The following is a 21,022-nucleotide window of genomic DNA, read 5'->3' as shown; positions in this document are numbered from 1 at the left end:
TAAAGTTTTTGAGTTTGCTAGATTTTATCGTGGTGACATCCGAATTCCACCATCTAAACGAACGACTTCTCCATTTACATATTCATGCTCCATCATAAAAGTTGCCAACTCCGCATATTCAGACGGTTTCCCTAATCGTTTTGGAAACTCAACGCTTTCTGATAGTTTTTTAATAACCTTTTCGGATAAAGTATCTGCCATCGGCGTCATAAATAAGCCCGGTGCAATTGTGTTCACACGGATACCGAACTCCGATAAGTCACGTGCTACCGGTAACGTCATTCCTGCTACTCCTGCTTTACTTGCCCCATATGCCGCTTGTCCCATTTGCCCATCAAAGGCAGCCACAGAAGCCGTGTTAATGATGACTCCTCTCTCCCCAGAGCTAGTGACAGGTTCATTTTCTTTCATAGCATTGGCGGCTAATCGCAACACATTAAATGTCCCAATTAAGTTAATGCTAACCACTTTATTAAAATCCTCTAAAGGTAATACGCCTTTTTTGCCAATTGTTTTCCCAGGTGTACCAACACCCGCACAGTTCACACAAATATGAATGGCACCAAAGGCTTCAATCGCTTGGTTGATTCCCTGCTGTACCGATTCATCATCTGCTACATTTACAACAGCGTATTGGACGTTTTCGCCTAATTGAGCAACAGCTTCCTTTGCTTTTGCTTCATTTAAATCAAAAATAACCACTTTAGCTCCCTTTTCTACTAATCTAGTTACTGTCGCTAACCCTAATCCTGAAGCTCCTCCTGTTACAACCGCTACTTTATCTTTTAAGTTCATCGTTTATTTCCTCCAATTGTTTTTGTACGTTTTCCGAAAATCCCCTTTTGAGAAAACGTTTTAATCGTTTCTTGATCAAACCCAATTTCTTGCATAATATCCTGTGAGTATTCTCCTGTTTGTACACCTGCAAAGCGGTACTCGGCTGGCTGAGTAGAAAACTTAATTGGAAACGCAATTTGATTTTGGGTACCGCCTTGTTGCTTTGGTACAGAAACAACCATATCCCTAGCTTTGATTTGTGGATGGTTTACCGCTTCTGAGAAATTCAAAACAGGCTCGACACAACCATCAAAGTCATCGCCAAGAATTATTAGCCATTCTTCAAATGATTTTTCTTTAAAGGCTTCACGCAGCTTCTCTTTAAAGATGCGCTGATCCTCCATTCGTTGACTGCTACTGAGTTTTACTAGCTCTTCATCACCAATTAATTTACAAAGTCTTGCCTGAAATTGCGGCTCTAAACTGCCGACGGAAAGATAGCGATAATCCTTCGTCTCATAATAATCATAGAAGGTACCGCCATTTAACAACATCGATTCAGCCTCTGGTTCTACCCCTCCTACTAAAAAGCCCGAACCATACATGGCATTTAAAGAAAAAGCAACATCCGTGATACTTAAATCAATACGCTGACCTTCACCTGTTTTCTCACGATGATAGACTGCAGCCAATATCCCAATTACAGCCGGCATTGAGCCCCCTGCAAGATCAGCGACTTGTACTCCAGCCGGCACAGGGACTTGATTTTTTCTAAAGGAATAGCTTGAAACACCCGCTATTGCTAAATAGTTAATATCATGCCCTGCTCGATTTCTCAGAGGACCCGTTTGCCCGTACCCCGTAACCGAACAAAAAATAATTTTTGGATTAATCTCCTTCAATTTGTCATACCCAATGCCTAATTTGTCCATCACACCTGGGCGGAACTGTTCAATCACGATATCGTATTCTTGAATTAATTTATAAACGATTTCTTTAGCATCCTCTTGTTTAAGGTCCAAGGCTATGGAGCGTTTTGATCGATTCAAGTGTCCGAATGCAGCGGACACTTCTCCATCCATTGGCCCTAAATATTTGACTAAGTCCTCTCGATTAGGAGATTCTACTTTAACAACATCAGCTCCCATATCCGCCAACATCATCGTGGCAAAAGGACCTGGCAACAAGGCCGAAAAATCCAATATTTTCAATCCCTCTAAAATACTCATGGCCATCCTCCATTATTTACTTGCTTAAAATATCCTTACTGATAATTTCTTTCATAATTTCTGATGTTCCCCCGTAAATCCGTTGAACCCTTGCGTCTGTATAAGCTCTTGAAATTGAATATTCCTCCATATAACCGTATCCGCCAAATAGCTGTAAGCAGCCATCGACAATTCTTCCCTGCGCTTCTGTACTAGACAACTTGGCCATACTCGCTTCAGCAGCGGACAGCTGATTTTGCTCCAATAACGCTAAACATTCATTTACAAATGCTCGATTTACTCTTGCCTCGGTGGTCATTTCGGCAATTTTGTGTCGAATCACTTGCAGCTCACTAAGTGGTTTTCCGAATGCATCTCTCTCATTGATATATTTCACCGTTAACGCTAAAGCCCCTTCTATTGCGCCGATAGCCCCGACAGCTAGGGTTGCCCTTTCCCGAGGCAATTCTTCCATCAAAGTGATAAATCCATGATCAAGCTCACCTAGTAATTGTGTAGACGACACTTTAACATCCTCTAAAAATAATTCCGATGTATCAGCAGATTGAAGGCCAATTTTCTTTAACTTTTTACCTTTTATTACGCCTTCACAATCAGCATCAACGATATAAAGTGAAATACCTTTTGAAGCTGGTACTGTTTGATTTGTTTTGGCTACAACAATCACAAAGTCAAAGGATTGGCCATTTGAAATAAAGGTTTTAGAGCCATTAATAATATATTGGTTCGTTAATTCATCTTTAATTGCCGTTGTTTTAATACCTTGTAAATCACTTCCAGCACCAGGCTCTGTCATGGCAATCGCGCCTACTAACTCACCTGAAGCCATTCTCGGTAAATAATACGCTTTTTGTTCTTCTGTTCCAGCATTTAAAATGTAATGCGCTACGATGTTAGAGTGAACCGATAAATTTACAGCAATTGAGCTATATCCGAGCCTGCTAAACTCTTCGACTATACTTGCCGCAAAACTTAAAGGTGCGCCTAAACCGCCATATTGCTCCGGAATATCAACGCATAGAAAACCATATTCCCCTAATTTATTCCAAAGTTCTCTAGGGAGCGATCCATCTTCTTCCCATTGCATATAATTATTTTCAATTTCCTTTTTTGCAAATGCCTCAATTGACTTTTTAAATAAGATGATTTCTTCTTCAATAGCTACTAAACGATTCATAATACTCCTCCATTTTTAACTTTTCTATGAAACTCTTACTTAATATACAAGCAAAATCCGTGCCAATTTTTTTCGTAATATATAAAGCTTTTTCTTTTGTTAAGTGTTAACTGTTATTAACAATTTTGTGTAAACTGTAAATAAATTTAACAATAAAGTGTTAACGCTTACAAAATTATTTTGTTATAACAACCCTAATAAGGATAAAATTCGTAGGAGGGAGGGATTTATTTGTTAGTAAAAGATAGCATGATAACAGATTTTGTGAACTGTTCTAAAACTCATACAATTGATTGACTTTCTTATTCAATTCATCATACATATACTATTTATCCTGATAAATAATTGCTTCTTTCCAAGGATGTCTTTGTGTATTCACTTCTAACATTTGTGCAATATTCATAGGTCCCTCCCCAGCTCCTTTTAATTAATATCCTTTAAAATTCGGTGTTCGTTTTTCTGAAAATGCTGATAAACCTTCATGGAAATCATGTGAGCGTGTATGATTCTTTAACGCCAATAATTCTTGTCTTAATGCGATATCTAACGGTTGCTCCAACCCATCCGTTACAAGTTTTTTCATCTCTTTTAAAACGAGAGGACTTTTTGCTGAAATTTTATCTGCCACCTCCTGCACGAATCCCTCAAGCTCATCAACAGGAACAACCTCATTCACGAATCCATAATCTTTCATCTCTTGTGCTGAAATAAAATCTCCTGTAAATAACAAATACTTCGCTCGGTTAATCCCTATTTTTCTAGGCAGCCTTACTGCGCCGCCACCACCTGGAATCACGCCAAAATTCGAATGAGCATCCCCAATCTTTGCTTTTTCAGAAGCAATAACAATGTCTGCCGTCATTGCAATTTCTAATCCCCCAGCTACTGTAATTCCATTTAATGCGGCTATTAAAGGCTTAGATAAATGATTTAATCTTCCAAAAAGCTCCCCTGCGTAATCTAAGAACTCTTTTTGTCCATCAGGCTTCTTTTCTATATCTGCTAACAGTTCCTTTAAATCAGCTCCTGCACAAAACGCTTTTCCTTTTCCAGATAATACAATGACTTGGGTCGATTCATCTTTCTCAACCTCTTGAAGAACTTCCAATAGCTCAATCACTAGAGTTTTTGATAAAGAATTCATATCTTCTGGTCGATTCAAATAAATCCAAGCTGTTCGATTCTTTTTTTCATATACAATTGTTTGATAATTCATACAGCCAAGCCTCCCCATTTTACTTTTTTAAATTAAAAAGTTTTCTATAAAAATACTATTGCAAGTTCCGTGCCATATTATTTCTTAATAAAGCAAAGGGTTTTCTCTACCAATGTGTAAATAATTTTTAACAAAAATCGAGAAGTGTAAAAATACATTTACAAAATAAGTGTTAACGCTTACACTTTTTATTAATAAAATGGAAATTATCAGGGGGGATTTATTTGTTAGTTTCAGATAGCATGACAACAAATTTTACGCACTGCTCTAAAGATGCTACACTACATGATGTGCTACTCATGTTTAACCAAACTCACTCCAATATGCTTCCAGTTGTTGATGAATCCAATAAATTAATTGGAATCATTACAAAAAATAAAATTTTTCAAATGCTCACAACAAAGCCATCCTTTGATACTACTATTGACCACTACTATAATCCAAATCCAGTCTTTCTACGTCCAACCGATCTAATTGAACATACAAGAAGAGTATTTTTGAAGCATAATATTGGACATGCACCGGTTGTTGACGAAGAGATGATGCCCATTGGAGTTATATCAACTCAACAAATACTGAGTTCATACAATATTGTCTTAGATCAAGCCGAATCTCAATTAGCGTTATTGTTTAATAACCTAAACTTTGGCTTATTGTCCATTAATACAAACTTCCAAATAACCACCGCAAATTCACTAGCACATAAATTATTGAATATAAATGAAAAGCAACTCGATGCTTTTATAGAAAAAATGGCATTAAAGAAAATTAAAGAATTAATTGGGGATATTTTAATTAACGGTTCCATTGTAGCCAAAGGACAGTTAAATTTGAACGGCTACAGCTTATACGTACATTGTTATCCACTAAGCAGTCATGATTCGTTGGTAGGTGCAATGGTCGTTATCGAAGATGTTACGCAAATCGAAGAAACAATTAATGAATTGCAACTTACTAAAGAGTGGGAACAAAAACTCAGGTCTGTCATAGAATTCGCCTATGACGCTATTATTCTCGTTAATAAAAAAGCAGAGATTACGATGGTGAATAAAGGATTCAACGATTTATTTGGATTGGATAGTAAAGATGTATTAAATCAGTCTACAACTAAGCTGTTCCCTGAACTAGAAATTGAAAATGTAATCCAAAGCGGGATTACTATTCACAATACACCGCAAATTATTAACGGACAACAAACTCTCATTTCTATTCTGCCTATAAAAGAAAATGGTGAATCGATCAGTGCCATTTGTAAAGTGACTTACCGTGGCCTAACTCATTTGCATAAAGCTTTAACAACAGTGAAAAAGTTAGAAAAACAAGTATCCGCCTATCAACATGAAATCAATGAAATAAAAGGAACCAAGTATACGTTATTTGACATTGCTGGGGAGTCTGACGCCATACGAAAAGTCAAACATGAAGCGACTCTAGCTTCTAAAAGCATGTCTACCGTTTTGATTATTGGAGAAAGCGGGACAGGAAAAGAATTATTTGCCCAAGGTATCCATGCGGCTTCTGGACAAACGGGCCCCTTTATCCAAGTGAATTGTGCAGCCATTCCGCCCGAATTGCTTGAATCTGAATTTTTCGGTTATGCCGACGGAGCCTTCACGGGTGCAAAAAAAGGCGGGATGAAAGGAAAATTTGAACTAGCACAAAACGGTACAATCTTTTTGGATGAAATCGGGGATATGTCCATGCCCCTTCAAACAAAAATATTACGCGTTCTACAAGAAAAAGAATTTCAGCCAATTGGCAGTGCTAAGACGATTCATTTAAATACGAAAGTCATTGCGGCTACGAATCAAAATATTGAAAAATTGGTTGCTGAGGGGAAATTTAGAGAAGATTTATACTATCGATTAAATATTATGCGATTAAACATTCCACCTTTAAGAGAAAGAATAGAAGATTTACCCGATATTATTCAAGCGATTATACAACGATTAAATCAAAGTGGCTTTGATATTAACGGAGTCACCCATGTTGCTTTAACGAAACTAATGAAGCATACATGGCCGGGAAATGTGAGAGAATTGCAAAATATTCTAGAAAGGGCAGCGAACTTAAAAACTGGTGATTACATTGAGGCCGATAATATCCCTACTTTCAACGATGATACTGAACATATTGAAAAAAAAATCATCCCTCAACAGACCATCTCAACATATAAAGATAAGATTCATACAAATGAAAAGGAAATCATTATAACAGCCTTAAAAGAAGCAAAAGGAAATAAAACAAAAGCAAGTCAACTACTCGGTATCAGTAGACCTTGGCTCTATGCAAAAATTAAGAAATATAATTTGGAGTGAACAATAAAGATGTGCGGCTAACCTGAATTTAGGCTACCCGCACATTTTATTTAGATATTCACTTTTTCTCTAAACTGATATTATGACAGCTAAATCCGATAATATTTCACTAGGATTATAATCTCAATAAATAACCGACAAACCATCAATATACGATTCAGCACAATGGAATAAAGGCGCAAAGTTCATCACTATTTTGATATAAGTGCGGATATTTCTGCTGCTAACACCTGTTCACCATCATTTTTATAAGTTGAAAGTAATAAAGTAATTTCTCCCACTCCTTTTTTCTCTCTCTTATTAATTACTTTAGCGGTAACATGCAAGAGATCATCAGGATATACTGGCTTGGTAAATTTAAGATTATTGATCCCTGTACCAGCAATCACATCGTCACCTAAAATACCCAAGTCCACCCACAGCTTAAAAGAAATACCCAGCGTATGCAATCCCGAAGCGATGATTCCTTTAAATCTGCTTTGTTTAGCCTTTTCTTCATCGATGTGCATATACTGTGGGTCGTATTCTGATGCAAATGTAATAATCTCCTCCTTATTAATTTTATAGGACGGTGTTTCAAAAACCTGTCCAATATTCAGTTCATGAAATTTCATGTAAAATCACCTCTTCCCAATTTAAATGCAATTTTCGTACCACCTTTTATACCGCCTCATACGATTCCCTTTCCATGGAACAAGCAAAAAATGTTAAGTATTATAAACAAATGATTGTTAATAACACTTAACAGGTTGTAAACAAAAAGGGCATAGTATTTTTAAATTTTCGTAATCCCGCTAGTTTCCTGTAGCAAATATGTATACTAGGCAAATTTCGACATCAAAAAGTGACGTTTCTTGTAATCTAAAATTATTATGAGTATAAATACACTTAATTCATCAATATATATATGTTAAAGAATAATCCATATTTATTATTTTTTTATAGGCTATGTTATAGAACGCTGTTGTTTAACATAGCCTTTTTTATAAAACAAAAGAAACCTCTGTTAGCACTCGCTAACAAAGGTTTCTTTTGTTAATGCTGAACTTGATTATGCTGTTCCGAAATGGAACTTAAGGCTATGCCCGCTCTTTGATCCGATTCTTTACGAACAGCTAAATCCCCAAGTGCAACAATACCAACCAGTCGATTATTCTCAATAATTGGAATACGACGAATTTGTTCGGTTGCCATTAACTCTTCGATATCATCAATGGACATATCTGGTGTGCCTGTTACTAGACGTGTGGAAATCACATCAGTAATTTTTGTTGAATTTGGTTTCTTTTCAGCAACACAGCGAATAACAATATCACGGTCAGTAATAACACCGACTAACGTATCATTATCCAAAACAGGAATCATCCCCACATTATCCTGTTTCATTTTTAGCGCTGCTTCATAAATATTATCTTGCGTCGTACAACAATCCACATTCGTTGTCATAATATCTCTTACTGTTTGCATGAGAATTCCTCCACTTCTGTAGTTGGTACAAATTTATTATTATCCATGCTACAGTCTCATACACGTGGAAAATGAAAGCAACCTCTATAAAGACTAACATTGTCTAATATACATCTTTTCGAATAAATACGATAAATGAAACGATTAACGCTGCCAGCCACCATATAAAGAGAATAAGCACAGACGATAGAAGCGTCATTCCTTCAATCGGTGGAGCGACTCCACTTAAATAATTAGTAAGCTGTAAATTGACCATAAAAAAATATTTAGCAGACTCCCAAGACGATACCATATTGTTCAAAATAGCCCCCGAAATAAGAGCTGCCAGCATAATTCCCATCCCTGCAGGAGTACTGCGTATCAATACAGATAACATAAACGCAAGCGTACCAACGACAACAGCGATATACCAAACTAATCCAAAATCCATCAATAATAGCTGCCATTGGCTAATTAAACGAACACCGCTTGTATCTACATTTCCAGCTTCCACTGTAAATCCGGTAATAATCGGGGCATTCCAACCATGATAGCCGAAAACGACACCCGATAACGCATATGCTAAAACTCCTGTCATCGCCACAATTATGGAAATCGATAGCAGTAACGTAATATATTTACTCATTAATATTTTCCAACGCGGCACAGGCCTTGTTAACAATAGCTTAATCGTTCCTTGACTACTTTCAGATGAGACTAAATCACTCGCTACAATCATTACTAACAAAGGAATGAATAAAGAACTCGCATTTTCGATAAACATTCTCGTAAATGTAGCCGCTCCAGGTTCAGATGGATTAATATTATGATCAAGATAATATTGCTGCTGTTTAACCGTTACCTGCAGCTGTTCTCTCCACTCATCTAACATCCGACTAGAACTTAAACGATTTTGAATATCGATAATTTGCTGCTGTACAGCTGTACGCCAATCATCTGTCCCAAGCTTCTCTCTTTGTTCTTCGGCTTGTTTATATTGGGCATATGTAAACAGAACGACTAATACAGCGACAATTACACCAATAATAAGCAGCCTTTTCTTTGCCAACAGCTTCATCATTTCGTTTTGAATTAAGTTAATCAATACCTGCACCTCCTCCGTCTGTAAGCTCTAAAAATAAATCCTCCAACGTCGGAAGTCTTCTGTTCATTTCAAGTATTTTCACACCATGCTTTACGAGCGCTTTATTCCATTTCGGTGTTTCCTCTTCATCAAAACTTGTCAGTACATAACCATCTTCTGTTTCCATTACCTCTGTTAATGAACGTAATACTTCTTTTCCAAGTTCTATCGGCTCAATACGCCAGCTCATCCGCTCTTGTACACTTAATAAATCACTAACTGTACCTACCTTCACAATTTCGCCTTTCGTAATAATCGCTACGCGGTCACAGAGCAATTGAATTTCACTTAATAAATGAGAAGAAACGAGCACACTCATTCCTTCCTCTTCTGCCAGCATACGAATAAACTGTCTCATTTCACGAATTCCTGCTGGGTCAAGACCATTTGTTGGCTCATCTAAAATTAATAACTTTGGACGATTTAACATCGCTTGGGCAATTCCAAGTCGTTGGCGCATACCAAGAGAATACGTTTTCACCGTATCATGAATTCTTTGCTCTAGCCCAACTAACTTGACCACTTCCATCATTCGCTCTTCCCCTACATTCGGCAGCATTCTCGCAAAATGAAGTAAGTTATTCCAGCCACTCAGAAAAGGATATAGTTCAGGATTTTCAACAATACAGCCTAAATGCTGCATGGCTTTCTTATAATCTTTTTTCACATCATAGCCACAAATGCGAATGGAACCCGCTGTTGGTTTAATTAATCCAACGAGCATTCGAATGGTCGTTGTTTTACCTGCACCATTTGGCCCTAAAAATCCAAAAACTTCTCCTTTTCTAACAGTGAAGCTAATATCTTTAATAATTTCTCGTTTTCTAATTGTCTTTTTTACAGAGTTTACTTCTAATGTCACATTACTCATCGTCCTTTGCCTCCCATTCAATTAATGGGGCAATTCGTTCAGCCATTAAGCGGTATCCAGCACTATTTGGGTGAAACTTGTCCGAATATAAATACTCATTAACCGATAATTGGAACAAGTCAAAGGTTGGCACAAACACCATGTCTTCATATTTCGCTAACACCTCAGCTGTCTCATTATTCCATTGCCGTACAATGGCATTCATCTCCCCATTTTCATCCAATTCAATAAACGGATTATATAAACCAAGCATAAACAGTTGAGCCGAACTGTTATTCTGACGAATTGTCGATAAAATCTCATCTAAATGTACTAAATAATTTTTCTGTAATTTAGAAATCGTTGTTGAATCTAGATTTAGCAACGTCTCTCCTTTTTGAAATAAATCATTGCCCCCTATGGTTACTAAAATCGCATCTGCTCGTTGAAGCTGCCGTTCCACTTCTCGTTCTTGTACTTGTTCTGCTAATTGAGCAGATACTAATCCTTTAATCCCAAGATTTTGCACCGTAATAGGATGATCGAATTTCTTTTCAAGCTCTTCAGTCACAGTGCCTACATATCCTTTTCCTGTTTCATCACCTGTTCCTCGTGTTAATGAATCTCCTAAAGCAACAACAGTAAACTCATCTGGACGCTTTTCAACCGGTTGTGCGGATAGATCTTCAACACCAGAAGCTTCTCCATGATAATAATCAACGATTGCCCAGCTAAGACAGCCCATCCACAACAGACCGAGCAGCGCCGAGAAAACCGTGACGATTCTTACCCTCCATCTGCTCACCTTCATCCCTCCAAAACATTCTAATGTTTCCATTAAAACACATCTCTATAAAAAGACAAAAAAAAAGACAGGAAGAAAATTTCTTCTGTCTTTATCTCTCTTGATTTCTTTTTTCCATCAATTTTTGAACGACTTCTGTCGGAGACCAACAATTAAATTGATATTTTGGATGCGTTTCATAACGCAGTCTTGAACAATAATAACGCATCTTATCATCAACTCTCTCGCTGCGAAAGTGTTCACATGTTGCGCAACAATGAAATGTATTCATCTATCATCCCTACTCACACATCATAATTTGACCAAATCCCTATGCCGTTTCTAACGGTAATAAAATATTAAAAGCGGTTCCTTTATTCACTTCACTTTCAACGACTATACGCCCTTGATGGCTTTCAATGATTTTAAAGCTCACCATTAATCCTAAGCCATTTCCGGTTTCCTTGGTCGTATAAAATGGTTCGCCCAGCTTTTTCAAACGATCGGGCGGAATGCCGACACCAGTATCTTCAAAAGAAATTTGTACTTCGCCTTCTTTAAGCTCTGTTGTCACTTTAATATGACCGCCATTAGGCATGGCCTCAATTCCATTTTTCACAAAGTTTAAAAACACTTGCTTTAAACGATTTTCATCACAACGAACGAAAATGCAATCATACATGTTTTCAAAATAAAAATTGACCTTTTTCTTTCTCGCATCAAATTCCATTAAGGATAAAACATTTTGAATGATTGGAACAATATTTTTTGTTTCTAACTTAACAGACTGCGGCTTCGCAAGCACAAGAAACTCCTCAACAATTTGGTTTACACGGTCAATTTCATCTAAGATAATATCCAAAGATTCGAGCCTTGTTGGGTCTTTTTCATCCAATTGTAAAAACTCTGTATATCCCTTCATCGATGTAAGCGGATTACGAATCTCATGAGCCACGCCTGCCGCTAATTGGCCGACGGCGGCTAATTTATCTTGTTGATGTAATAGCTCTTCTGATTTCTTCCGTTCGGTAATATCATGAAGAATGGATAAGAAGTACGTCGGTTTTCCTGCTTCAGAACGATACGGAACAATGGTCGCATCTACCCAATACTCCCCGCCATCTTTCGCCAGATTGCGCAATTCTCCTTTCCACACTTTGCCTGCCCAAACCGTTTCCCCAATTTCTTTTAGTAATGCTTCTGTATAATAATCCGATTGCAAAATTGAATGTGAACAGCCAATTAATTCCTCTGCAGTATATCCAGAAATAGCGATAAATTGGTCATTCACTTGAACGATTTTCCCTGCTTTATCCGTAATCATGACAATAGACGAATGATTAAGTGCATTATAAATATCTTGTAATTCGCGAATCGATGTTTTCAAATCCTGTTCCGCTTGTTTACGACGCGTAATATCTGAACGAATCGAAATAAATTGATATGGCTTCCCATGCTCCATAAAAGGCACAATCGTCGTATGGACCCAATAGAAGTTACCATATTTGTCTTTATTGCATATTTCCCCGCTCCATGTGCGTCCTTGCTTAATCGTGCTCCATAAATTCCCGAAAAACTCTTTCGGATGGTATCCCGAGTTAATAATGGAATGACTCTGTCCAAGCAGCTCTTCTTCACTGTACTTTGAAATCTCAACAAACTTATCATTTACATACGTAATAATACCTTGTGGGTCGGTAATCGCGACAATAGAAGATTGATCGAGCGCAAAACGAATATCCTTTACATAATTATCACTTTTTGCTAAACGACGATTAATAATCGTACTAGACGTAATCAAGCCGGATAATACAAGAAGCGAAACAAAAAAGAGTAAATACATAATAAAAGGCATCTCATTCAAGAGTTCATTAATACTGCGGATTGCGTGATTAGCAGGGAACGCGCTTAACAGAAGAAAATGCCCTTGGGTAATCGCCCCCGTCATGACCAACGTACTAACCAACTTCAAAAAGTACGTATTCCCTCGATTAAATCTGCTTGGATAAAATAAAATAAGAAGAGCCACAACAAATAAACAAAAAAGAATAGCAAATGGTATACCGAGTAAGACTACATTATACGCAAATGAATGTTGCAGAGCATACATTCCAATAATATAACTAGACAATACAGCCATGGAGAGCAAAAAGCTGGCTATTAGCAACTGGGAAAGAAGCAGCTTTTTTTTAGATAAACTGAAGAAACCCATTGCTGCTAAAGCCGTTCCAAGTACAAAAGCTAAAACACTAATAGCTACGTTCATTGAAACGATACGATTGTCACCGCCAATTAAACTATTAAAGAAATTAAGTGTCCAAATCGCAATTCCTAACGCAAAGCTGCTGCCTATATATAGGAAACGCTTCATATGCCCTTTCGTTGTCCGCATCATCAGTAATAGCTCAATCGCTGTATATGTCGAAATAAAAGTCAACATTACCGCGGTAATAAAAATAACTGAATTGGGTGATACAATAAGTCCGTCCATTATTTCATATTACCTTTCTACATCTATTTTCTTATATTGTAATGGAAAAAGTGACGATATTAAAAACTTTTTTTGTTTTTATTTCATTTTATGCTATTCCTTTTCTCCCATCTTCGACCCAAAATAAGGAATATCAACAAAAAACTTCACATTTATGATGTAAAGTCCTTTATTTACAAATCTCTCTACGTTTATAATTAACAATAAGTATATTTATAGAAAAAGGAGTGGGACAGGTATATGTCAGACACAATGAGCTATCACTCAGCGGAAGCTGTCCAAAAAAAAACGCAGCATAAACGCTTAACAATGCGCCAAATTATCCAACGTGCTTTTCTTATTACAATAGGCGCCATCTTAATGAGTATCGGCCTTGAAATCTTTTTAGTACCGAATAATGTAATCGATGGAGGCATTACTGGAATTTCGATTATGTTATCTTACACGACAGGTTGGAAATTAGGTATATTTATCTTTCTTTTAAACCTTCCTTTCTTTTTCATCGGCTATAAACAAATTGGTAAAACCTTCGCTGTTTCCACCCTTTATGGAATTATCATTCTTTCTATCTCAACAAGCTTATTGCATCCTGTTTCTGCCTTTACGCAAGACATTCTGCTCGCTTCAATTTTCGGAGGTATGATTCTTGGTGTCGGAATCGGGATTGTGATTCGATATGGCGGCTCTCTCGACGGTACAGAAATTATGGCGATTTTAGCCAGTAAGAAACTGCCCTTTTCTGTTGGGGAAATCGTCATGTTTTTCAACATTTTCATTTTAGGCAGTGCTGGTTTTGTCTTTTCCTGGGATCGTGCTATGTACTCTATCCTTGCTTACTTCGTCGCTTATAAAACAATGGATGTCGTGATTGCAGGACTTGATGAATCGAAATTCGTTTGGATTATTAGTGACAACTTTCATGACATTGGCGATGCAATTCTCCATCGACTCGGCCGCGGAGTTACATATTTAACTGGTGAAGGGGCTTACTCTGGGGATGATAAGAAAGTCATCTTCTGTGTCATTAACCGTCTTGAAGAAGCTAAGTTAAAAGATATCGTAAAAGAATACGATTCCTCTGCCTTTCTAGCCGTTGGGGATATTGCTGAAGTACGCGGCGGCCGCTTTAAGAAAAAAAATATTCATTAAAAAAGAGCAAATGCTGTTTTAAGCATTTGCTCTTTTTTTCCACTTAATAGTTTCTTGGATTATTAATCGCTTGCAGCATGCGTGTTCCGGCCTTCATTTCACTACCACATAACGGACACTTTTGATCATCGCCGCTTGTAAAGTTATCACGAATCCACCCTTTACAATCATCAGCTACACATTCCCATACTTTCGTTTCTTCGGGGACAACTTCTTCTGCATTATTTCGTCTATACAATATATCTCACTCCTTAGATTCTTTGAAAAACTATTTTTCATTCAAGTGGAACGAGATACGAGAACCCGTTAGTATGAACAAGAAATCTAATTCTATTATATCATATTACAGCTCAACTATTTGGATAAAAGCCCCAATCGGTATATAAACAAAGCATTTCCTATTAAGCTACTTTATACACGAGCGTAATTTTTGCCCAAACCTGAAACAATGAAAGCCCTGCCTCTCTCTCATCCATACGGCTCCAAAACCGCGCCTGTGAGAATCAAGTTCTAGGACACAAAGCACATCTTTATTCACAAAATCTCTCATAATAATGGAAAATGAAATTTACACATAAAAAGGTTGTAGAAAATCTTGAAGGCTAAATAAATGTGGAGAAATCAATTGATTAATCTTTCATGCTTATACTCAACTTACGAGCATAATTTAATAAAAATGCTGCTTTATAAAAGGCTATGTTATATGAGGCGATTGATTGTTAGTTTCTTTCATGCAGCTATGCGTGAAACGGTAATTGTGTACACACTAAGCTAAAAGTTACGTCAATCAATACATTAACAGTGCCTTATAAAAAATTACTCTCTAGCGATTTATCATTTAAATCACTGAATTTTAATAATAACACATTTTTTTCTATATGTAAAGAATTACAAAAAATAAAGAGGTGAGCTAATCACCCCTTACTTAAATGAAGTAAAGTCTGTCTGGATTTTCGGCAGTTCTCGTACTTCTTCAATTAACTGACTGCCACACATTGGGCATACATAATTTTCAGAAGCAAAGTCCTTCCTCATCCACCCATTACAACTAGTTGATTCACATGCGTATACAACGGTGTTTTCAATAACTATTTCGGGCTCCTCTGAATTTCTTTTAGCAAAATACATGGGCAACCTCCTCTTTTCCATAGTATACGCATTACGTTTATAACTTATTTATGAACTGAAAAAAATTTAATTACTCTTCTGTCCTCGCTTTTACAAGGGCTGCTTTAATCATAAAATAGGATGTTTCCTCAGGTAACGCTTCTTTTAACGGCTTAAGCTTGTCTGTACCAAGCCGATTAGCTGTTTCAATAATTTGTTGATATGCCGCTTCTGAAAAAATTTGATTCCAGTCTATTTCCAAACCTTCTTCAGCACACTTGATAATATGACTTTCAATCGTCACAATTGATAAACTGCGAGCTGTCGCAATGTCCTTTATCGCTTTTCCTTCACGATACAATTGATAACTTTCAAGATGCGTTGGTATTCCTCCATTTTTTCGTGATTTCTCCTTCGGTTGAGGTATATGCGCTGCCTCGGGGTGCTCAGCGACATATGCTTGAATACTCTCCATAAAAGCTTGACCATATCGTTCAAGCTTTTGTTGCCCGACTCCTTTCACATCAAGGAGTTGCTCCTTCGTTTGCGGTAATTTAGCCGCCATATCCTTTAACGTTACATCTGAAAAAATGATAAATGGTGCAACATTTTCCGCACTCGCCAATTCTTTACGCACATGACGTAATTGTTCAAACAAGACATTATCCATTGTAAGGGCAGCAACTTGCTTTCTTTCCTTACGATACACTTGCTTCTGACCCATTAAAACTTCTTTCCCACTATGCGTTACTTTTAATACCGGATACTGCCCACCTGTCATTTCGATATATTGCTTAGCGGTAAGAAAATCAATAAAGTCCGCTACTTCCTTCGCTGTTTGATGCTTCATAATACCATAGGTTGATAAACGCCCAAAACCAAACTCTTCAATTTTCTTATTACGAGAGCCTGTTAACACTTGACTAATTAATGTTTTTCCAAAACGTTCCCCCATACGAATCATACAAGATAGTACCATTTGAGCTTCCATTGTTACATCCATTGAATGACGTTGATCTGTACAATTCTCACAATGACCGCAATCTTCAGGATTTACATCGCCAAAATAGCGTAAAATAAAAGCTTGTAAACAGCCTTCGGTAAAACTATAATCTTTCATTTTATTTAATTTCTTTAACTCTTCTTCTTTTCGTTCGGGATCTGGGTGAGATTGTTCAATTAAAAAACGCTGCACTTGCATATCTTGCGGAGAATATAAGAGAATACACTCACTATCTAATCCATCTCGTCCAGCACGTCCCGCTTCTTGATAATAACTTTCCATGTTTTTAGGAGTTTGATAATGAATCACATATCGGACATTCGATTTATCAATCCCCATTCCGAATGCAGACGTTGCGACCATCACCGATAGGTCATCCTGAATAAATTGATCCTGCATGAAAGAGCGTTCTCCTTCATTCATTCCCGCATGATAACGTCCAACTTGGATGCCTGCTTTTTGTAACCGCTGATAAAGCAAATCAACATCTTTTCTTGTTGCCGCATAGATGATACCCGATTCTTGCTTATTTTTTTCTATATAACGCATGAGAAATTGATCACGATTCTCCTCTTTCACAACCGAAAAAAACAAATTATCCCGAGCAAACCCTGTAGAAATCGTCGTTTCATTATCAATTCCAAGCGACTGACAAATGTCTGCTGTTACTTCCGGTGTAGCTGTCGCTGTTAAAGCAAGCACAATTGGTTTCGATGGCAGTTCTTTTAAAAGGGTTTTAATTTTTAAATAGCTTGGCCGAAAATCATGTCCCCACTGCGAAATACAATGAGCCTCATCAATAGCTACTAAGGATAGATTCATATGCTGCCATTCTTGTTGAAAAGCGGAATGATCTAGACGCTCAGGAGCAATATAAACCAGCTTATATTTTCCTTGCTTAATATCGTTCATTCGCGTATATGCTTCACTAGCAGAAATCGAGCTGTTTAAATACGTCGCTTCAATTCCATTATGTACAAGCGCATCCACCTGATCTTTCATTAAAGAAATGAGAGGCGAAATAACAAGTGTTATGCCTGGAAACAAAAGAGCTGGAATTTGATAACAAATCGACTTTCCTCCACCAGTCGGCATAATTCCTGCTGTATTTTTTCCTGCAAGCACCCGTTCAATAATCGCTTCCTGCCCACTTCGAAACGACTCATATCCAAAATAATGTTGTAAATACTCACGTGCTTTCGTAATCAATAAAAAGCCCTCCTCATTGCTGATTCATAGCTATATTGTACATGTCTTCTTTCATAACGTGAACTATTAACTGTTTTACCGATTTAAGCATAAACAGATCGAATGTGCATACTTTTGTATAGGCAGAATCTTTCTGTGAAGGAGGGACTTTATATGAGTCAACAGCATGAACAACCGTTTACACAGGTCAAAGCGTGGCAACCTTTCCATAGTCCTTTTGACCCATGTCCGCCTATCGGCAATAAATTTTATCGAACTCCTATTAACATATATATGACCTTTCAACCACCAAACCTTGAACAATTTTCCCCACAAGAAGCATTAAGGCGCGGCACACTTTGGAAAGTTTTTTATGATTATTATGAAAACCCATATCGAGAGAGGGATTCTTAAATGAATAAAAAACTAGATGCAGAATACTATCAACTGCTGGAGCAAATCCAAGCTGCCGACTTTGTTCTCGTTGAATTAACCCTGTACTTGGATACACACCCAGATGATCAAAATGCATTAACGCAATTCAATCAATACTCGGAGTATTCTAGACAATTAAAAGCCATCTTTGAGCCAAGATATGGTCCGTTATTACAATATGGAAATAGCCCGGTTGGTCAACAATGGGACTGGGGATTCGGCCCATGGCCATGGCAGGTGTAAGGAGGGAAAAGTATGTGGATTTACGAAAAAAAATTACAATATCCTGTGAAAGTCAGCACTTGTAACCCAAAGCTCGCGAAATATCTCATTGAACAATATGGAGGTGCAGACGGTGAACTCGCTGCTGCTCTCCGTTATTTAAATCAACGATACACGATTCCAGATAAAGTAATTGGATTACTTACAGACATTGGAACAGAGGAATTTGCGCATCTCGAAATGATTGCAACGATGGTGTATAAATTAACAAAAGACGCCACACCGCAGCAAATGCGGGCAGCTGGCCTTGCAGAGCGGTATGTGAATCATGATGGTGCTCTTTTTTATGAAAATGCTGCCGGAAATCCGTGGACGGCGACATACATTCAAGCAAAAGGAGATCCAATTGCCGATTTATATGAAGACATCGCGGCTGAAGAAAAGGCAAGGGCTACCTATCAATGGCTAATTGACATTTCCGATGACCCTGATGTTAACGATTCATTACGTTTTTTACGCGAACGCGAAATTGTACACTCTATGCGTTTCCGAGAAGCTGTCGAAATTTTAAAAGAAGAACAAAACAGGAAAAAGATTTTTTAATAAGGTATACAGAATATGCATTTATATTTACTCGAAATGTATCGTGACGAAGTTTATAGGTTGGGGCGATTCGCCTCCTCCTATTTACTTTTTTGACTGTGTTAATGAATAGTGTTGATTAATAAATGCTGCATCAGTTTACATAATAATATTAAGATAAACTAAAAAATAGACAAACGGCAAAGAAAAATGTAAATGACTTACCAAATATAATGAAAAAAACATGGCTTTTCACGATTAACAGTGCGCGATGGTATTCTGAAGATACCAATCGGAGCAAGTATCCCATTTTAAATGTACCTTTACACACTTTCAAATAATGGATTAGAAAACGAGAAAGGCCATGAATCCTTCAAAAAGTTCCATGGCCTACTCTCATTTATTTTCGATCAGACGAATAAGTCCAACCGTCCTCTTGATAAACTTTTCCTTCTTTCATCAACTTTCCTAATGCGCGTTTAAACGCTCCTTTGCTCAACCCAAAATGAAATTGAACGTCTTCTGGCTGCGTTTTATCCCCATATGGCATCGCGCCGCCACGATTCATTAAGTAACGGAAAATGACCTCGGCATCATCCACCATTTTATCTTGTTTAAATGGCATTAACGACACATTTAATGTGCCATCTTCTTTGCTATCAATGACGCGTCCTTCTACAAATTCTCCTAATCGAGGCTCTTGCTTCCGCTCACTTTCATGCACAAAGCAACGATAGCCTTCTTGTGAAACGAAGAACGAACCGACCATTAATAAGCGATATACATTTCCTTTAACCGTCGTATTACGTACACCTTTTAACGGCGCTTTTACCGCCATTTCTTGAATGACATCTTCCGTTGCTAACTTAGCAAATAAGCGCTCTTGACGATCTGTTTTTAAAGAAACATATAAACGGTCACCCACCGCTGGCCATAAATGCTGTAAATTCGGTAAATCATCTAATGATACTAAAATGTCCTTAGATAGACCGATATTGACAAATACGCCTAACTCTCTTCTAACATTCACTACTTCCGCCCAGCCATATGTACCAACTTGAATACTTGGAATCTTCATTGTTGACGTTAAACGACCTTGTTTATCTAAGTAAATAAAAACGGTTACTTCCTGCCCAATTTCTAGTTCTGTTCCTTCTGTTATTTCACTATTATGAAGCAATACATCATCTGTACCATCTGTTAAAAAATAGCCAAATTCCGTTTCGCGATCAACTTCTAATTCAACGGCCTTGCCGACCTCTATCATTTGCATGTATGATTTCCTCCTGTACGTTCCTTTACTTATCATTGTACCCTGATATGTATTTTTCAACATAGTTGAATCTATCACTTTTTACACTCGATGTACAGGACTAGTATACAGAGCCTGTTTTACTCATCTCATTTAGTTTTATCGATTTGCAGGTGATCAACTCCATGCTTCTCTAAATGAAGGTGATAGTCTTCTTCTAGTTCAACAATGCGCTCAAACGCTCGTTCCTCATCGTATACATGCTCTGTCATTTCCCGAGCCAAGTCCCGGCGTGCAAGATAATACGCTAATTTATCTTTAAACACCATCTCTTCATACTGATCAATTATCTGTTGTATGCCATTTTTACATGTTGCTGTCACATCATATAAGTTATACTCTTCATCCCATTCAACACCGTCAAAACCAAAGTCTTTTGCCAGTGACAATATATACTGTTCCATTTCACCAAACGCTTGAGCCTCATTTGTCTCCTGGTCAGAAGAAGCTACCCAATATCCATATTGGACAAGCTTAAGTAATGTTTCATATTGTTCTCTTTTCAAGTGAATATTCATAAAAAACTCCCCTATATTTTTACTTTATAATCTTAAACAGTATACTAGTGTACCACTTATGTACAGTTTAAAAA

20 protein-coding genes are annotated in these 21,022 nt (G+C 37.4%); 5 read left to right on the top strand and 15 right to left on the bottom strand.

The window, feature by feature from the left end; genetic code table 11:
• Positions 1 to 24: 24 nt before the first annotated feature.
• From V7068_RS10030 to V7068_RS10015, 4 genes are all read right to left on the bottom strand, one after another.
• Positions 25 to 795, bottom strand: coding sequence for a 3-hydroxyacyl-CoA dehydrogenase (locus tag V7068_RS10030; protein WP_499712586.1), 771 nt, complete (start codon positions 793 to 795; stop codon positions 25 to 27).
• Positions 792 to 2,006, bottom strand: coding sequence for a CaiB/BaiF CoA transferase family protein (locus V7068_RS10025; RefSeq protein WP_499712585.1), 1,215 nt, complete (start codon positions 2,004 to 2,006; stop codon positions 792 to 794). Before V7068_RS10025 ends, V7068_RS10030 begins: the two co-directional genes overlap by 4 nt.
• A gap of 16 nt (positions 2,007 to 2,022) precedes the next feature.
• Positions 2,023 to 3,183 carry an acyl-CoA dehydrogenase family protein gene (locus tag V7068_RS10020; protein ID WP_499712584.1) on the bottom strand — a complete coding sequence of 387 codons (1,161 nt, stop codon included), beginning with the start codon at positions 3,181 to 3,183 and terminating at the stop codon, positions 2,023 to 2,025.
• Positions 3,184 to 3,610: 427 nt separating this feature from the next.
• Positions 3,611 to 4,399, bottom strand: a complete 789-nt coding sequence (locus V7068_RS10015; RefSeq protein WP_499712583.1) for an enoyl-CoA hydratase/isomerase family protein — start codon at positions 4,397 to 4,399, stop codon at positions 3,611 to 3,613.
• A gap of 224 nt (positions 4,400 to 4,623) precedes the next feature.
• Here V7068_RS10015 and V7068_RS10010 point away from each other — a divergent pair, with 224 nt between their 5' ends.
• Complete coding sequence (locus V7068_RS10010; RefSeq protein ID WP_499712582.1) at positions 4,624 to 6,717, top strand: sigma 54-interacting transcriptional regulator; 2,094 nt, start codon at positions 4,624 to 4,626, stop codon at positions 6,715 to 6,717.
• Positions 6,718 to 6,908: 191 nt separating this feature from the next.
• Here the strand turns inward: V7068_RS10010 and V7068_RS10005 are convergent, their stop codons facing one another.
• The 6 genes from V7068_RS10005 to V7068_RS09980 all read right to left on the bottom strand — a co-directional run bounded on the left by V7068_RS10005 (position 6,909) and on the right by V7068_RS09980 (position 13,432).
• On the bottom strand, positions 6,909 to 7,331 hold the full coding sequence (locus V7068_RS10005) for a MaoC family dehydratase (RefSeq protein ID WP_499712581.1): 423 nt from the start codon (positions 7,329 to 7,331) through the stop codon (positions 6,909 to 6,911).
• A 421-nt stretch (positions 7,332 to 7,752) separates the two neighbouring features.
• Positions 7,753 to 8,184, bottom strand: a complete 432-nt coding sequence (locus V7068_RS10000; RefSeq protein ID WP_499712580.1) for a CBS domain-containing protein — start codon at positions 8,182 to 8,184, stop codon at positions 7,753 to 7,755.
• Between the two features lie 103 nt (positions 8,185 to 8,287).
• Positions 8,288 to 9,268 carry an ABC transporter permease gene (locus tag V7068_RS09995; RefSeq protein ID WP_499712579.1) on the bottom strand — a complete coding sequence of 327 codons (981 nt, stop codon included), beginning with the start codon at positions 9,266 to 9,268 and terminating at the stop codon, positions 8,288 to 8,290.
• Positions 9,261 to 10,178 (bottom strand): ABC transporter ATP-binding protein, encoded by a 918-nt coding sequence (locus tag V7068_RS09990; protein WP_499712578.1) that lies wholly within the window; start codon positions 10,176 to 10,178, stop codon positions 9,261 to 9,263. Before V7068_RS09990 ends, V7068_RS09995 begins: the two co-directional genes overlap by 8 nt.
• On the bottom strand, positions 10,171 to 10,962 hold the full coding sequence (locus tag V7068_RS09985; protein ID WP_375349735.1) for an SGNH/GDSL hydrolase family protein: 792 nt from the start codon (positions 10,960 to 10,962) through the stop codon (positions 10,171 to 10,173). Before V7068_RS09985 ends, V7068_RS09990 begins: the two co-directional genes overlap by 8 nt.
• A gap of 310 nt (positions 10,963 to 11,272) precedes the next feature.
• Positions 11,273 to 13,432 carry a PAS domain S-box protein gene (locus V7068_RS09980; protein ID WP_499712577.1) on the bottom strand — a complete coding sequence of 720 codons (2,160 nt, stop codon included), beginning with the start codon at positions 13,430 to 13,432 and terminating at the stop codon, positions 11,273 to 11,275.
• A gap of 309 nt (positions 13,433 to 13,741) precedes the next feature.
• Between V7068_RS09980 and V7068_RS09975 the strand changes: the two genes are divergently transcribed.
• Positions 13,742 to 14,581 carry a YitT family protein gene (locus V7068_RS09975; RefSeq protein WP_499712628.1) on the top strand — a complete coding sequence of 280 codons (840 nt, stop codon included), beginning with the start codon at positions 13,742 to 13,744 and terminating at the stop codon, positions 14,579 to 14,581.
• Positions 14,582 to 14,624: 43 nt separating this feature from the next.
• Here V7068_RS09975 and V7068_RS09970 read toward each other — a convergent pair whose 3' ends face one another.
• The 3 genes from V7068_RS09970 to recQ all read right to left on the bottom strand — a co-directional run bounded on the left by V7068_RS09970 (position 14,625) and on the right by recQ (position 17,900).
• Complete coding sequence (locus V7068_RS09970) at positions 14,625 to 14,819, bottom strand: cold-shock protein (RefSeq protein WP_499712576.1); 195 nt, start codon at positions 14,817 to 14,819, stop codon at positions 14,625 to 14,627.
• A 683-nt stretch (positions 14,820 to 15,502) separates the two neighbouring features.
• Positions 15,503 to 15,709 carry a cold-inducible protein YdjO-related protein gene (locus tag V7068_RS09965; RefSeq protein WP_252289911.1) on the bottom strand — a complete coding sequence of 69 codons (207 nt, stop codon included), beginning with the start codon at positions 15,707 to 15,709 and terminating at the stop codon, positions 15,503 to 15,505.
• 70 nt (positions 15,710 to 15,779) lie between these two features.
• Entirely contained in the window at positions 15,780 to 17,900 is a 2,121-nt protein-coding gene (gene recQ / locus V7068_RS09960; protein ID WP_499712575.1) for a DNA helicase RecQ, read from the bottom strand.
• A gap of 153 nt (positions 17,901 to 18,053) precedes the next feature.
• On the opposite strand from recQ, the gene V7068_RS09955 reads away from it, so the two are divergent.
• The 3 genes from V7068_RS09955 to cotJC are packed head-to-tail and all read left to right on the top strand — an operon-like array spanning position 18,054 to position 19,139.
• Positions 18,054 to 18,293, top strand: a complete 240-nt coding sequence (locus V7068_RS09955) for a spore coat associated protein CotJA (protein WP_499712574.1) — start codon at positions 18,054 to 18,056, stop codon at positions 18,291 to 18,293.
• A complete protein-coding gene (gene cotJB / locus V7068_RS09950) occupies positions 18,294 to 18,557 on the top strand; it encodes a spore coat protein CotJB (RefSeq protein WP_375349729.1) in 264 nt (87 codons plus the stop codon). It begins immediately after the preceding gene.
• A 12-nt stretch (positions 18,558 to 18,569) separates the two neighbouring features.
• Positions 18,570 to 19,139, top strand: coding sequence for a spore coat protein CotJC (cotJC, locus tag V7068_RS09945; RefSeq protein ID WP_127760877.1), 570 nt, complete (start codon positions 18,570 to 18,572; stop codon positions 19,137 to 19,139).
• Positions 19,140 to 19,518: 379 nt separating this feature from the next.
• On the opposite strand, the gene V7068_RS09940 is transcribed toward cotJC, so the two are convergent.
• Together V7068_RS09940 and V7068_RS09935 are read right to left on the bottom strand one after the other, a co-directional pair.
• Positions 19,519 to 20,391 (bottom strand): CvfB family protein, encoded by an 873-nt coding sequence (locus tag V7068_RS09940; protein ID WP_499712573.1) that lies wholly within the window; start codon positions 20,389 to 20,391, stop codon positions 19,519 to 19,521.
• 128 nt (positions 20,392 to 20,519) lie between these two features.
• The gene (locus V7068_RS09935) at positions 20,520 to 20,948 is read right to left on the bottom strand and encodes a hypothetical protein (RefSeq protein ID WP_252289923.1); all 429 of its coding nucleotides are present in this window, start codon (positions 20,946 to 20,948) and stop codon (positions 20,520 to 20,522) included.
• Positions 20,949 to 21,022 lie beyond the last annotated feature (74 nt).

It is taken from the genome of Bacillus sp. JJ634 (genome assembly GCF_036962285.1).
Taxonomy (GTDB): domain Bacteria; phylum Bacillota; class Bacilli; order Bacillales; family DSM-1321; genus Peribacillus; species Peribacillus asahii_A.
This window is presented reverse-complemented; position numbering and strand designations above follow the sequence as displayed.

Excerpts from the sequence above, each read along its gene's own strand:
- V7068_RS09955 (WP_499712574.1), top strand. The coding sequence starts at position 18,054 with ATGAGTCAACAGCATGAACAACCGTTTACACAGGTCAAAGCGTGGCAA.
- V7068_RS10000 (WP_499712580.1), bottom strand. The coding sequence starts at position 8,184 with ATGCAAACAGTAAGAGATATTATGACAACGAATGTGGATTGTTGTACG.
- V7068_RS10005 (WP_499712581.1), bottom strand. The coding sequence starts at position 7,331 with ATGAAATTTCATGAACTGAATATTGGACAGGTTTTTGAAACACCGTCC.
- V7068_RS10015 (WP_499712583.1), bottom strand. The coding sequence starts at position 4,399 with ATGAATTATCAAACAATTGTATATGAAAAAAAGAATCGAACAGCTTGG.
- V7068_RS10020 (WP_499712584.1), bottom strand. The coding sequence starts at position 3,183 with ATGAATCGTTTAGTAGCTATTGAAGAAGAAATCATCTTATTTAAAAAG.
- V7068_RS09980 (WP_499712577.1), bottom strand. The coding sequence starts at position 13,432 with ATGGACGGACTTATTGTATCACCCAATTCAGTTATTTTTATTACCGCG.
- V7068_RS09975 (WP_499712628.1), top strand. The coding sequence starts at position 13,742 with ATGCGCCAAATTATCCAACGTGCTTTTCTTATTACAATAGGCGCCATC.
- cotJB (WP_375349729.1), top strand. The coding sequence starts at position 18,294 with ATGAATAAAAAACTAGATGCAGAATACTATCAACTGCTGGAGCAAATC.
- V7068_RS09940 (WP_499712573.1), bottom strand. The coding sequence starts at position 20,391 with ATGCAAATGATAGAGGTCGGCAAGGCCGTTGAATTAGAAGTTGATCGC.
- V7068_RS09935 (WP_252289923.1), bottom strand. The coding sequence starts at position 20,948 with ATGAATATTCACTTGAAAAGAGAACAATATGAAACATTACTTAAGCTT.
- V7068_RS10030 (WP_499712586.1), bottom strand. The coding sequence starts at position 795 with ATGAACTTAAAAGATAAAGTAGCGGTTGTAACAGGAGGAGCTTCAGGA.
- cotJC (WP_127760877.1), top strand. The coding sequence starts at position 18,570 with ATGTGGATTTACGAAAAAAAATTACAATATCCTGTGAAAGTCAGCACT.
- V7068_RS09965 (WP_252289911.1), bottom strand. The coding sequence starts at position 15,709 with ATGTATTTTGCTAAAAGAAATTCAGAGGAGCCCGAAATAGTTATTGAA.
- V7068_RS10025 (WP_499712585.1), bottom strand. The coding sequence starts at position 2,006 with ATGAGTATTTTAGAGGGATTGAAAATATTGGATTTTTCGGCCTTGTTG.
- V7068_RS09990 (WP_499712578.1), bottom strand. The coding sequence starts at position 10,178 with ATGAGTAATGTGACATTAGAAGTAAACTCTGTAAAAAAGACAATTAGA.